At 53.7% G+C, this 12511-nt stretch carries 13 protein-coding genes; 10 read left to right on the forward strand and 3 right to left on the reverse strand.

All coding sequences use genetic code 11. From position 1 onward, the window contains the following. Window positions 1-16: 16 nt before the first annotated feature. From DNH61_RS19515 to yajC, 5 genes are read left to right on the forward strand one after another with little or no spacing between them, the layout of a single operon-like run. Entirely contained in the window at window positions 17-481 is a 465-nt protein-coding gene (locus DNH61_RS19515) for a thiol-disulfide oxidoreductase DCC family protein (protein WP_181438793.1), read from the forward strand. Then, window positions 478-2664 carry a SpoIID/LytB domain-containing protein gene (locus DNH61_RS19520; RefSeq protein WP_245948267.1) on the forward strand — a complete coding sequence of 729 codons (2187 nt, stop codon included), beginning with the start codon at window positions 478-480 and terminating at the stop codon, window positions 2662-2664. Before DNH61_RS19515 ends, DNH61_RS19520 begins: the two co-directional genes overlap by 4 nt. A gap of 4 nt (window positions 2665-2668) precedes the next feature. Next, the gene (queA, locus tag DNH61_RS19525; protein WP_111148508.1) at window positions 2669-3715 is read left to right on the forward strand and encodes a tRNA preQ1(34) S-adenosylmethionine ribosyltransferase-isomerase QueA; all 1047 of its coding nucleotides are present in this window, start codon (window positions 2669-2671) and stop codon (window positions 3713-3715) included. 10 nt (window positions 3716-3725) lie between these two features. Continuing rightward, window positions 3726-4865 carry a tRNA guanosine(34) transglycosylase Tgt gene (gene tgt / locus DNH61_RS19530; protein ID WP_111148509.1) on the forward strand — a complete coding sequence of 380 codons (1140 nt, stop codon included), beginning with the start codon at window positions 3726-3728 and terminating at the stop codon, window positions 4863-4865. A gap of 14 nt (window positions 4866-4879) precedes the next feature. Continuing rightward, window positions 4880-5194 (forward strand): preprotein translocase subunit YajC, encoded by a 315-nt coding sequence (gene yajC / locus DNH61_RS19535; protein WP_111148510.1) that lies wholly within the window; start codon window positions 4880-4882, stop codon window positions 5192-5194. A 124-nt stretch (window positions 5195-5318) separates the two neighbouring features. On the opposite strand, the gene DNH61_RS19540 is transcribed toward yajC, so the two are convergent. Beyond that, window positions 5319-6164: a phosphatase PAP2 family protein gene (locus tag DNH61_RS19540; protein ID WP_111148511.1), complete on the reverse strand. Its 846-nt coding sequence runs from the start codon at window positions 6162-6164 to the stop codon at window positions 5319-5321. 98 nt (window positions 6165-6262) lie between these two features. Beyond that, a complete protein-coding gene (locus tag DNH61_RS19545; RefSeq protein ID WP_111148512.1) occupies window positions 6263-6670 on the reverse strand; it encodes a TIGR04086 family membrane protein in 408 nt (135 codons plus the stop codon). Window positions 6671-6848: 178 nt separating this feature from the next. Here DNH61_RS19545 and DNH61_RS19550 point away from each other — a divergent pair, with 178 nt between their 5' ends. Further along, window positions 6849-7238 carry a YetF domain-containing protein gene (locus DNH61_RS19550; RefSeq protein WP_111148513.1) on the forward strand — a complete coding sequence of 130 codons (390 nt, stop codon included), beginning with the start codon at window positions 6849-6851 and terminating at the stop codon, window positions 7236-7238. Window positions 7239-7269: 31 nt separating this feature from the next. Here DNH61_RS19550 and spoVB read toward each other — a convergent pair whose 3' ends face one another. Continuing rightward, window positions 7270-8853: a stage V sporulation protein B gene (spoVB, locus tag DNH61_RS19555; protein ID WP_111148597.1), complete on the reverse strand. Its 1584-nt coding sequence runs from the start codon at window positions 8851-8853 to the stop codon at window positions 7270-7272. Between the two features lie 219 nt (window positions 8854-9072). On the opposite strand from spoVB, the gene DNH61_RS19560 reads away from it, so the two are divergent. From DNH61_RS19560 to DNH61_RS19575, 4 genes are all read left to right on the forward strand, one after another. Further along, window positions 9073-9327, forward strand: a complete 255-nt coding sequence (locus tag DNH61_RS19560) for a post-transcriptional regulator (RefSeq protein WP_111148514.1) — start codon at window positions 9073-9075, stop codon at window positions 9325-9327. 82 nt (window positions 9328-9409) lie between these two features. Then, the gene (gene secD, locus DNH61_RS19565; protein WP_111148515.1) at window positions 9410-10675 is read left to right on the forward strand and encodes a protein translocase subunit SecD; all 1266 of its coding nucleotides are present in this window, start codon (window positions 9410-9412) and stop codon (window positions 10673-10675) included. Further along, on the forward strand, window positions 10665-11579 hold the full coding sequence (gene secF, locus DNH61_RS19570; RefSeq protein ID WP_111148516.1) for a protein translocase subunit SecF: 915 nt from the start codon (window positions 10665-10667) through the stop codon (window positions 11577-11579). The genes secD and secF overlap by 11 nt, the downstream gene beginning before the upstream one ends. A gap of 16 nt (window positions 11580-11595) precedes the next feature. Continuing rightward, window positions 11596-12510 (forward strand): cation diffusion facilitator family transporter, encoded by a 915-nt coding sequence (locus DNH61_RS19575; RefSeq protein ID WP_111148517.1) that lies wholly within the window; start codon window positions 11596-11598, stop codon window positions 12508-12510. The last annotated feature ends 1 nt before the right edge of the window (window position 12511 follow it).

Raw genomic sequence — 12511 nt, forward strand, 5'->3', positions numbered from 1 at the left:
AGAGGGAGGGTTCTGGTTGGGAACAACGGGGATACCGAAGGAGACGCTGTATGTGCTGTATGACAGGACCTGTGTGCTGTGCAGCGAAACAGTGGCCCGTCTGAAGCAGCTTCACGCTTCCGCCGAGCTGGTATATGTGCCGCTGCAGTCGCTTGATGAGCCGGTTGCTCCGAAAGTACCTGGCGCCGCATCGCTTGACAGAGAGGCACTGCTGGAGAAGCTGCATGTTGTGGATGCTGCAGGCGGGGTGTACGCTGGAGCGGATGGAATCGTGCGCATTATGAGAACGGTACGCGGCCTGCGGCAGCTGGCCTGGCTCTACCGGATTCCAGGCATGAGGCTCCTTGCTGATGCGGTTTACCGGTATGTGGCCAGGCGCCGGTATGATTGGTTCGGCCGTGCAGACGAGGGCTGTGCCGGCGGGGCATGCGCCATCCCCCGCCAGGACGGTAACGAAGACAGGAAGGGGATGAAGGAATGAGAATGACCGGGGGTATGCCTGAGAAAGGCCGAGCACAGCAGGGTTCCGGAATCAGGCTGCCAGGAAGCAAGCATAGCAGACAGCTGGCCTATTGGTTCATGGTGCTGACAGTGGCCCTGGCCGGTACAGTGGCCTACAGGGTTCCGGTGCAGGCAGCTGTTCCGGCACTGGATAATATCCGCGTGGCCATATTTATGGAGCTTCCGGGCAAATATACGCTTAACACCCCTTCTGCTACGCTATCGGGAGCTGCAGGTCTTGATATCGGCTTCCGGGAGCCGGGAGGAACGGTTGCAGTTATGCAGACTGCAGCGAACGAGCAGACACAGTTTATGCTGGACGACTATAAAGTGCGTGTTGCAGAGACAACGGATCTAGCCGTGGCGGCAGCTGCGTACAAGCGTCTTCAGACCTCTTCGGGGAGCGGGATGATTCAATCACTGCCGAAGAACGGCAAGATCGTATACCAGGTGCTCGAGGGCAGTTATACGACAGCAGCTCTTGCCCAAGCAGCCCTGGAAAAGTGGAGCAAGGATACGGCGCTGTCCGGAGCCGCAGGAGCCGGGATGTTAGTAACAGGGCCCCATCGCCTTGAAGCGGGCTCATTCGGCACGCTGGCCGAAGCACGCGAAGCGGCTCAGGCATTCGGAGCGGCGGGTATAGATGCCTTCCCTGCAGTCAAGCCGCCTTCTGCAGCGGATGGACAAGCAAGCTACAGCGTCCTGGTTGGAGCTGCGGCATCGGAGACAGGCTTAGATGCAGTAAAGACCGCGGCCGCGAAGATTACCGCTTACGGTTCCTTGAACTTGTTCGATCCGACAGCAGGCGCTTATCTGAGGATCGTGAACGATCATACGATCAGCCAATCTGCTAAGGCAGGGGTGTCTTTCGCGCTGCCGCAGGAAGGAACGAAGGTCTGGGTTTCTGCAGCGGGAGGTCCCGGGGGTGTGAAGCTTACCGAGCGGTACAACCGGACATACCGCGGCGCTTTTGAAATCAGCGGCTTCAACAAGCGGCTGGCCGTCATTAACGAGCTCCCGTTTGAACAGTATCTGTATTCGGTGGTGGGCGGGGAAATGCCGGCTTCTTGGCCGGCCGAGTCGCTGAAAGCCCAGGCGGTGGCTGCACGAACCTATGCGCTTTACCAGGGCTTCGGCTTTAAGATCGCTCATGTGGTGGACAGCGTATTGAGCCAGGCTTATGGGGGAATCGGCTACGAGAAGGAGCAGACGATTGCAGCAGTCGATGCGACAAAAGGCGAGGTCATGCTGCACAAGGGAAAGTTGATTGAAGCGCTCTTCTCCTCAAGCGCAGGAGGAGCAACTGCCGATGCTGCGGAAATTTGGGGGAATCCCGTAGCCTACTTAACGTCGGTGCCAAGCTCTGACGAGGTTTCGGAGAAGGGGCTGTACAACTGGTACCGGGTAGCGCTGCCAGACAGCCGGACCGGCTATATCCGGGAGGATCTGCTCGCCCCGACCGGATCGAAGACTCTGACAGGACTTGATGTGATGTCGGTAAAGACGGATGGAGCGGCTGTCCGCCCTATCCCGCTTGTCCAGAGCAGTGTGGAGCCGGTAACCCGGTTGAATACCGGCACAAGGGTCGCGGTGCTTGAGAAGGCTGTCCAGTCCAATGAAATGTCATGGGTAAGAGGACCATTCAGCCCTGAAGCACTCCTGAAATCGATGAGCGGAAAGTCTGCTACAGCGGTTGCGGGGCCGGTTACAACGCTGGAAGTCGGCAAGCGGGGTGTTTCCGGGCGTGTAACCGAGCTGCTGGTTAACGGCCGGAAGCTGGATGTGAAGACACCCGACACGCTGCGCTCTGCCCTGGGAGGTCTGCCAAGCACCCGGTTCCAGGTTGATGAAACCGGACGCTATGCCATCCTGGGCGGCAGCGGCGCTGCCCGTCAAAAGCCGGATAACAGCGCAGTCTATGCGATTGGGGCAGACGGCAAGCCGGTTAAGCTGGATGACCCGGGTCTGTATATTATGAGCGGGAAAGGAACGGTCCGGGCAGCCACGAAGGACCCGTCGTTCCGGTTTACAGGCACAGGCTACGGGCATGGTGTAGGCTTGTCGCAGTGGGGTGCGCGCAGCCTTGCCGACGCAGGGTATGACTACCAGTATATTTTGAAATACTATTATAATAATGTGACTATCAGTAAGGACGGAAGATAAGCGGATGAATGTAGATCAATTTGATTTTCACCTGCCGGAGCACCTGATCGCCCAGACGCCTCTTAAGGAGCGTACGGCATCAAGGCTGCTGGCGCTGGATAAGAAGGCCGGTACGATAACGCACGGTATATTCAGGGACCTGAAGCAATACCTGCGTCCGGGAGATACACTGGTTCTGAATGACACCCGTGTCCTGCCCGCCAGGCTGCATGGCGTCAAGGCCGATACGGGCGGCCAAGTGGAGCTTCTCCTCCTCAAGCAGGAGGAGAACAACCGCTGGGAGACGCTGGCTAAGCCAGCCAAGAAGCTGAAGGTCGGCACTGTGCTTCATTTTGGGGAATCAGCCGAAGGAATTCCGCTTCTGAAAGCGATTGTACGCGACGAAGGCGATATGGGAGCCCGCACGGTTGAGTTTGTTTATGAAGGCATCTTTCATGAGCTTCTGGACCAGCTGGGCGAGATGCCGCTGCCTCCTTACATAAGAGAGAGGCTTGATGACCGCGAACGTTACCAGACGGTATATTCCAAGCACGAAGGCTCTGCCGCCGCACCAACGGCAGGGCTGCATTTTACCAGCGAATATCTGGAAGAACTCCGGGAAGCTGGGGTGGAGACTGCCTTTGTCACCCTGCATGTGGGGCTAGGAACATTCCGGCCCATGTCCGTCGACAAGGTGGAAGAGCATGTGATGCATGCGGAATATTATGAGCTGAGTGAAGAGAATGCCCGACTGATCAGGAACACAAGAGAGCGGGGCGGACGTATTGTTGCAGTGGGCACGACGTCAGCGCGGACGCTGGAGACGATTGGCAACCGCTATGGTGCCGACCATATTCAGGCATGCAGCGGCTGGACGGATATTTTTATTTACCCGGGTTATGGGTTTACCCTGACAGATGCCCTGCTGACTAATTTCCATCTCCCAAAGTCCACGCTGGTCATGCTGGTCAGCGCGCTTGCGGGGACGGACCTGACGATGAAGGCTTATGCCGAGGCCATCGAAAGGGAATACCGGTTTTTCAGCTTCGGCGACGCGATGTTCATATACTAGGATTGGATGAGTGACTGTGGCGATAACATACGAATTAATCAAACAATGCAAGCAATCGGGAGCAAGGCTGGGCCGGGTTCATACCCCGCATGGCATCATTGAAACGCCGACCTTCATGCCCGTAGGGACCCAGGCGACTGTCAAGACGATGAGTCCTGAGGAATTAAAAGCAATGGATGCGCATATTATTCTTAGTAACACCTACCACTTGTTTCTTCGACCGGGCCATGAGCTGGTGAAGAAGGCAGGCGGACTGCATAAGTTCATGAATTGGGACCGTCCGATTCTGACAGACAGCGGCGGCTTTCAGGTGTTCAGTCTGAGTGAGCGCCGGAAGATTACGGAGGAAGGGGTAGAGTTCCGTTCGCATCTGAACGGGGACAAGCTCTTCATTTCACCGGAGAAGGCGATGGAAATCCAGAATGCGCTGGGTTCCGATATTATGATGGCCTTCGATGAATGCCCGCCTTATCCGGCGGAATATGAATACGTGAAGCAGTCGACTGAGCGTACGTCAAGATGGGCCGAGCGGTGTCTGAAGGCACATGGCCGCCCGCAGGACCAGGGTTTGTTTGCGATCGTGCAAGGAGGCGCTTACGAGGACCTGCGCAGACAGAGCGCGCTTGATTTGACTTCCATGGATTTCCCGGGGTATGCTATTGGAGGATTGAGCGTAGGTGAACCAAAAGCCGTCATGTATGAGGTATTAGAGCATACGGTTCCTCTGCTTCCGACACACAAGCCTCGCTATCTGATGGGTGTAGGCTCGCCGGATGCCCTGATTGAAGGCTCTATTCGCGGCATTGATATGTTCGACTGTGTTCTGCCGACCCGTATTGCCCGTAATGGGACAACGATGACAAGCGAAGGCAGGCTCGTTATCCGCAATGCGAAGTTTGCTGAGGATTTGGGGCCGCTTGATCCGGCATGCAGCTGCTATACCTGCACGAATTACTCCCGTGCCTATATCCGGCACCTGCTGAAAGCGGACGAAACCTTCGGTATCCGTCTGACTACGTATCATAATTTGCACTTTTTGCTGCAGCTCATGAGGGACGTACGCCAAGCCATCATGGAAGACCGGCTGCTTGACTTCCGGGATTCCTTCTTTGATAAGTACGGCCTTGTCGATAATGAGAAAGGTTTTTGAAAGGGGGGATATATATGTGGTTAGCAGATGCAGCAGCCCCAGCCGGCGGTGGTCTAATTCAAATGCTTTGGCCGTTCGTTCTGATGTTTGCGGTATTTTATTTCCTGCTTATTCGTCCGCAGCAGAAGAAACAGAAGCAGCGCAACCTCATGCTGAACCAGCTGAAGAAGGGTGACAAGATTACCACGATCGGCGGTATGCATGGTACGATTGTAGAGCTGACAGATGACACGGTTGTCCTGCGCGTTAACGATGCGACGAAGATTACCTTTGAGCGCAGTGCGATCAACAATGTCGTAGCATCAGAAACTGTAACTGAGAAAGTCTAAGCAACAAGAGCGGGTTCACGTCCTCACGGCCGGACCGCTTTTTTTTGTGTGCCTATATCCAAAACAAGCGGTCTCCGGAATCTGATGATATCCGGGGACCGCTTGTCTTGTTGGAGAACTAAGCTTACTTGGCTTCGTCTCTGGCGTACAGCATACCGACTTTACCCAGTGCTTTGCCAGGAAGAGACCGCAGCTGGGCGATTCTTACGCCCATTAGAGATGCGAATAATCCGAGCATTACACCGCCAAGCATATCGGTCAGCCAATGAATGCCGAGGTAGAAGATCGAGAAAATAATAATCGAGGCGCTGATCCCGCAGAACCATGCCCACCCCTTGATGCCTGAGCGGAATGCCAGCATCGCCATCGTAACGGACATCGAGGTATGGAGACTCGGGAAGCAGTTATCAAGTCCTGACAGCTCCCTGTACTGCGATTCAAAGCTTGGGAACACGTCCAGCATGCGGAACTGAACGGTAGGATCGAAAGCCCATACCTCTTTCACCGGGAAGAACAAGTAGAAGGGGATGGCGATCAGATAATTTAACATAACGGCATAGCAGGTCGCATAGAACAGCTGATAATTTTTTTTATAGGTATAGATACCAATCGAGACGATAAGCAGCGACTGAAAGACAATCAAGTACATGAAGGACAGGAAGGACGTCATCCAGGGGGCATAAAAGAGATTCTGGAGCCCGCTGACAAAGCCGCCTTCAAGTGAATGAATAAATCCGGTAAAGTCGCTGGAAATATTCATGTTCTCCTCCAGCGTTAATTCCCACTTGTTCAGGAACAATATCGCTAGCAGGGCTCCGAAATGGAGCAGATAACGGGGCGACGATGCAAGCTTTTTCAAGAAATGAATAACCGGAATTAATGGAAAAGTGCGCGTGCCGGCCCACAATAAAATGAAGACGGTCAAGGCCGTAAGCCACGTAACCGTCTGCATGGACGCGTATTGGATCATGTTTAGGAGGTCCTCCTGAAATGTATAGTTCACTTCAATAACTATGCCAGTATAGCATAGAACGAAGCGGCAGAACTATACGACTGAAGACCAGTTCCCTAATTATTTTTGGTTCCAACGCCAAACATTCCACCAACAGCTCCAGCTGGTACGGCAGCGGCCAGAAGCATGAATGTCTCGGTCGTGAACGGAGCATTGGCTGCCAGGAAGCCAGTGACGATAATCAGAATGGCATAAATGCCGCCGGTGACGGCCCCTTGATACCAGCCCTTGCTCTCCGACTTGCGTCCGGCAGCAAAGCCGCCGGCGAGTGCGGACAAGCTGTGCAGTATCCAGGCGTACAGCTGCAGGCTTGTTTCCTGCAGGCCGCTGTAACGGAGCATAAGAGACAGCAGGAGTGCACCTGCCATCAGCCAGATCATTGCGATAACCGTTCCGACCAGCAGGGCAGAGCCCTTGCGTACATGCGTAACACCTTTTGATACACTTCTCATTGGATTAACCATTGTCGTTCCTCCTTAGAGGCTGTGACAAGCCTTTTTTACACCTTATTGCTTCTGCCGGATAATTAGAACAGTTGTCCTGTTTTTAATTTGCATGAGGGACTCCTTAGCAGGCTAAACTACCGCTTACCGGAAGCCAAGACGCAGCGTGACCATCAACCGGTCGGGGAGGCTGGAGCTCTTGTATGAAGTACTGCTATTGCTGTTTCTAGTGGCTGTGATCTGGGTCGCTGCATTAATCGGTGTACTTGCTCTGCTGGCTGGAAGCGGCGGAAGGCTGGGGCTTGCCGGGGGCGATCATTCGCACCCGTATCTGGATTCACACGTGTCACTGGCAAGTAACAGGACAGCGGAAGGAGGCAAGACGGCATACCGGCTCGAAAAGCTGCCCCTGCTGCTTATTTCTGAGGGGAAAGTTATCGAAGAGAACCTCAGGCAGACAGGTAAAACCAGGTTTTGGCTGAATCGTGAAGTGACGCTAAAGGGAATTAAGGGTATCCGTCAGGTGTGCTGGTGTACGATTAATTTCCGGGGGGAGCTGTATATTCTGGGTGATAAAAATCTCAGCTGATGGTTTAAGGCAAGTTCCGCCCCCGAACGAGTTACTTAAAGAAGCGGCCAAAGTATGGAACCCGGGCCATGTCATGCCGGTCAATAATATTCATCCACACCATCAGTAGCAAATAAACTGCAGCGCCCGCCGTGCAAGCGATCAGCAGGTTCAGCCATTCGGCCTGCAACGGCGCGCTGCTCATCGTCAGACGGGAAACCGCCCCCATAATAATCATAGCTGATCCCACCTTAATGAAATCAAGAAGCTTCATATGGAAGCCGACTGCCCTAAGTACACCAATGCCGTGAAGCAGCGTCACCAGCACGATGTTTACATTGATGGCTATAAGTGCTCCGTTGATACCGAGATGGGGCAATGAGGCGAGCTGAGCAATGAGCGCCAGCTTGACCGCTGCACCAATGAAGGTGTTCATCAGAGCGGTTCCCGGCTTCTCTAGGGCCTGAAGGGCAGCCTGGAGAGGAGCCTGAAGGTAAACAAATAACGCGACAGGGGCCATTAACTTCAGCATGGGTGTAATTTCAGCATGGTCATACAGCAGCCGGCAGATCGGCTCCGCAAATAAATACATGACTACAGCGAATGGCGCCCCTGATACGAGAGCCAGGCGCATGGATTGGTGCAGACGCTTGTGAATAAGCGCTCTGTCTCCTCTGGCAGCCGCTTCAGACAGCGAAGGCACGAGTGAGACTGCAAGGGAATAAGTCAATGCAGTGGGCAGGAGAATGACGGGGATAATCATCCCCTGCAGTGCGCCATACTGGGCTGTCGCTATTCCGGTCATCACACCGGCTGCTGCGAGGCTGCGCATGGTGAAGATGGATTCAAGCAAATAAGACAGCGAGCCGACCAATCTGCTGCCGGTTACGGGCACAGACAAGCCGAGCAGCTTGCGCAGAGCTGAAGGTTCACGGGCGGCAGGCGGCGTCAGAGCAATTTCCTTGGGGCTAACGGTTTTCGAATCGTCCGTCTGAGACAGATCTGCTGCTGGCGAGTGAGTAGAATGGAGGCTTCTGCGGTCCTTGCTGTGCTGAATATACAGTACGCTGAGGCCCATCAGTTCACCTATGATCACACCTGCCATCGCGCCTGCCGACGCCCACTCAAGCCCGTAAGGCAGAAGCAGGCTGGCGAGCAGCAGCATGAAGATGATGCGGACAACCGTTTCGGTGATTTGGGACACAGCTGTCGGGACCATATTCTGGCATCCTTGAAAATAACCGCGGTACACGGAAGAGACCGCTGTGATGGCGAGGATTGGGCTCATGCATAAGAATGTGAAGTAAACCCTGGAGTCAGTCAGGATGTGAGTGGTGATCCAAGGTGCAAGAAGGACAGCAGCGGCCGTAAACAGGACTGCGAGTGTTAAGGTGAGCTGCAGTGCTGTGCGGAAAATAATCCGGACGCGTTCTTCGTCTCCCTGGGTCTTCGCTTCAGCGGTCCATTTGGCAACGGCAAGCGGAATTCCGCCGGTTACAATCGTGATCAGCACGATCATGAACGGATAGGCCAGCTGGAACAGACCCACGCCTTCGGCTCCGATAATTCTCGGCAGGGCAATGCGGGGGATAAATCCGAGTATGCGGTTAATGATCCCGGCTGCGAGCAGTATCATAGCTCCTTTAATAAATGTTTGCTTCGTCTTGCTCAAGGTTACGTCCCCTCATCTCTATGGAAGGCTGGCGGGCCGGCCTGTCCGTGCCCTATATTTCATATGTATGCAGCCTGTCTTGCCGCATGCCAACATTTCAGTAAATCGTTGGGTTCAGCAGGATAATGCTGCGGGGCAGCGAATAAGTAACGGATAGACGGAATATCGGGGAGGCTTGCGACGATGTCGGAACAGTCATTGACCGATGAGGAGCTAACACAGCTGGTGGAATCGCTTTGCGAGAGCAAGGCGGAGGAATTCAGACTAATCGGGTATGAGCATGTAACAGGCAGGGAAGTATGGGACTGCGTCAGTGAGAAATACAGCCGGACAGGAATGCCGGCGCTGCATCAAATCGTGAACGATATCTTATCGCTTAAGACGACGCAGTTTATGAATTTCTTGACCTTAGGCGCTTACAAGGGGACCTACTTCTAGAAGTCGGGTCTCTTTTTTTGACTCGAATTTCAAGCGTCGTTATAATGGGAATATTGAGTAGACAAGGGGGAGCAAGAAGGCAATGAATAGAATGCTGGCTTTCATCCTGATTGTGGTTGTTACGTTCGGCGCTGTTGCGGTCACAAGTCCGGGGCTCGTGCGTGACATTAATCTGGGTCTGGATCTTAAAGGCGGGTTTGAAATTTTGTACGAGGCGGAGCCGCTGGAGCCGGGCGGTGAAGTGACAAAGGATTCTCTGAATGAGACGGCAAGAAGTCTGGAGAGCCGTATTAACTCTACTGGGGTGACGGAGCCCGAAGTAGTAACAGAAGGCGACAACCGGATTCGTGTCAAAATTGCCGGTGTAGCCAATGAGGCCGAGCTTCGTGAGACGCTGAAGCGTCCCGCGGAGCTGACGTTCCGGAGTATGCGCGGATGTGCGCCGGAAGCCGGATTCTGTAAGGTGGAGCTGGTAGGCAGCGACTTCGTGGAGAACGGAGCGAATGTTGAACAAGACAGCTTAGGCGGCTCGAAAATTACAATGAAGCTGAAGAGCGCCTCGAAATTCGCAGAAATTACCCGGGAAATAGCCAGGCTGCCGCTCGGCCAAAACCAGCTGGCGATCTATCTGGATGAGGAGCAGCTTTCAGCTCCTTCCGTTTCGGGTGAAATCAACAGCTCCAGTGCAGAGATTACAGGCGGCTACACACGTGAAGAAGCCAAGAAGATTGCCGACATTATTAACCTTGGCGCGCTGCCGCTCAAATTAACGGAACGGTACACGCAGTCAGTCGGCGCGACGCTGGGACAACTGTCCCTTCAGCAGACTGTCTTTGCAGGTATTCTGGGATCGGCCATTGTGCTGCTGTTTATGCTGGTATTCTACCGCCTTCCAGGACTGGTAGCATCGATCTCCCTCATCGCATATATATGGCTCCTGCTTGTTGGGGTCTGGCTGATGGAGGTAACACTCACCCTCCCGGGTATTGCGGCTGTAATTCTTGGTATCGGCATGGCAGTAGATGCGAACATTATTACCTATGAACGGATCAAGGAAGAGCTTCGCAGCGGCAAGAGCATCTTGTCGTCTCTGAAGGCGGGCTCCCGTAATTCCTTTCGCACGATTATGGACGCGAATGTGACGACCATTATTGCAGGCAGTGTGCTCTATATGATCGGTACTGGTGCAGTTAAGGGATTTGCGGTGGTTCTTATCATGAGTATCATCATAAGCATTATCACGAATGTCGGGTACTCGCGCCTCCTGCTTTATCTGCTGATTCGCAGCAACATAATCAAGAACAAGGCGCTGTTTGGTGTGAAGGAGAGTGAAATCCGTGCATTATAATTTGCGTAAATTTGATTTCATTAAGCTGAGCCGGTATTTCTTTCTATTTTCGATTGCCATTACAGTGCTTGGTGTGATCACGCTTGCCGCCCTCGGCATGAACTATGGGGTAGATTTCCGTGCGGGCTCCAGTATGGACCTGGCCGTTCAGAAGAATCTTCAGGACCAGAAGGAAGAAATCCAGTCCTTCCTGGATGAGCAGAATCTTGGCAGATATACACTGACTGTTGGCGCTGAGCGGGTCTCGATCCGCTTTGATGACATCCTGACTGATCAGGAAGAACAGCAGCTTAAGCAAGGCTTCGCAGATACCTTTGATCCGAAGGCTTCAGCGGAGGTCTATACCGTAGATGTTCAGATGGCACGTGAGCTGCAGACCAATGCCATGATGGCGGTTGCACTTGCCAGTGTCGGGATCATTATTTATGTCAGCATCCGGTTTGAATGGCGGTTTGCGGTGGCAGCTATTGTTGCTTTGCTGCATGATGCCTTCATCGTTATCAGTCTGTTCTCCATTCTGAGACTGGAGGTTAATCTTCCATTCATCGTGGCTGTGCTGACGATTATCGGTTATTCCATTAACGATACGATCGTTATCTTCGACCGCATACGAGAGAACATGCGGTTTGCGAAGCTGAAATCGAAGGAAGATATTGCGGCACTTGTCAACGAGAGCATCTGGCAGACGATGACCCGTTCGATTAATACCGTCGCTACCGTATTCGTAACCGCGCTTTGCGTTTTTCTGTTTGGCGGCGAGTCGATTAAGCTGTTCTCGCTCGCTATCTTGTTCGGTTTGGTCAGCGGCGCTTACTCGTCCATCTTCATCGCAAGTCCGCTGTGGCTTGTGCTGAAGAATAAGCAAAAACCGAAGACACCGGCTAATACCCAAACAGCCGGCTAGAAAGGTGTGAAGCACATTGCGAAAGCAGGGGACACTTGGACAACCATCCGCGGGAAGCAAAAATCTGTGGGGAAATGCCGGACTTGCCCTGCTTAAGGGAGGCGCTGGCTGGTTCACAGGCAGCCAAGCATTGCTTGCAGACGCCTTCCGCAGTGCGACGGATTTAGCCAGGGATTATGCGTCTTCTGTATCGCAGCAGCGTCAAATCAAGCAGGATCAGCGGCGTCCGGCCGACCTGAAGAGCAGGCAGGCTGGCGGTGATCAGGCCTTTACGCTTGTTATTTCACTGCTGCTGCTCATCGTCGGAATCGAAATTTGCATATCGGCGGTCCGGTTTACTGCGGACGGGATAGTAGAAGCGCCTCATGGGGCGGCCATGATTGTGATAACGGCGGCCTGGCTTCTTAAGATCCTGTTCTTCCCGGAGAAGGGCCGTGCTGCAGCTGAAATGTACGTATCCGCTGTCGTTCTGCTGGGGACGTTTACCGCATGGCTGGGCGGTCAGCTGGATGTGTCCATGCTTCTGTATGGCGACCCGGCAGCGGCCTTCGCGGTCGGGGCCGCTGTAGCATGGAACGGCTATCGTCAGCTGGCCGGCGGGCTTGCATCGTCCAGAGCCTCTGGCTTAGCGAAGACAGATGAAGCGGAGTTGTCAGCGGCTGTACAGCGGATGGATGGGGTTATCGCCATCGGTTCGCTGTCAGCCTGGGAACAAGGGCATTATGTTGCCGTGGAAGTCACAATAAGTGTCAATCCAAGAATAACGGTTCAGGAAGGGCACGAAATAGCCAGACGTGTCAGGGAGCATCTGCTCAAGCGTTTTATTCACTTAAGCGAGGTTCAGGTGCATGTTGATCCTTATGACGGAGGCTATCCATACAAATCCAATCATGATCCGAATGAGGAGCATATACCGACGCTGCTGCAGTAAG

This window comes from Paenibacillus sambharensis (assembly GCF_003233845.1).
Classification (GTDB): Bacteria; Bacillota; Bacilli; order Paenibacillales; family Paenibacillaceae; genus Paenibacillus_I; species Paenibacillus_I sambharensis.

Excerpts from the sequence above, each read along its gene's own strand:
- DNH61_RS19520 (WP_245948267.1), top strand. The coding sequence starts at position 478 with ATGAGAATGACCGGGGGTATGCCTGAGAAAGGCCGAGCACAGCAGGGT.
- queA (WP_111148508.1), top strand. The coding sequence starts at position 2,669 with ATGAATGTAGATCAATTTGATTTTCACCTGCCGGAGCACCTGATCGCC.
- yajC (WP_111148510.1), top strand. The coding sequence starts at position 4,880 with ATGTGGTTAGCAGATGCAGCAGCCCCAGCCGGCGGTGGTCTAATTCAA.
- DNH61_RS19540 (WP_111148511.1), bottom strand. The coding sequence starts at position 6,164 with ATGATCCAATACGCGTCCATGCAGACGGTTACGTGGCTTACGGCCTTG.
- DNH61_RS19545 (WP_111148512.1), bottom strand. The coding sequence starts at position 6,670 with ATGGTTAATCCAATGAGAAGTGTATCAAAAGGTGTTACGCATGTACGC.
- spoVB (WP_111148597.1), bottom strand. The coding sequence starts at position 8,853 with ATGATACTGCTCGCAGCCGGGATCATTAACCGCATACTCGGATTTATC.
- DNH61_RS19560 (WP_111148514.1), top strand. The coding sequence starts at position 9,073 with ATGTCGGAACAGTCATTGACCGATGAGGAGCTAACACAGCTGGTGGAA.
- secD (WP_111148515.1), top strand. The coding sequence starts at position 9,410 with ATGAATAGAATGCTGGCTTTCATCCTGATTGTGGTTGTTACGTTCGGC.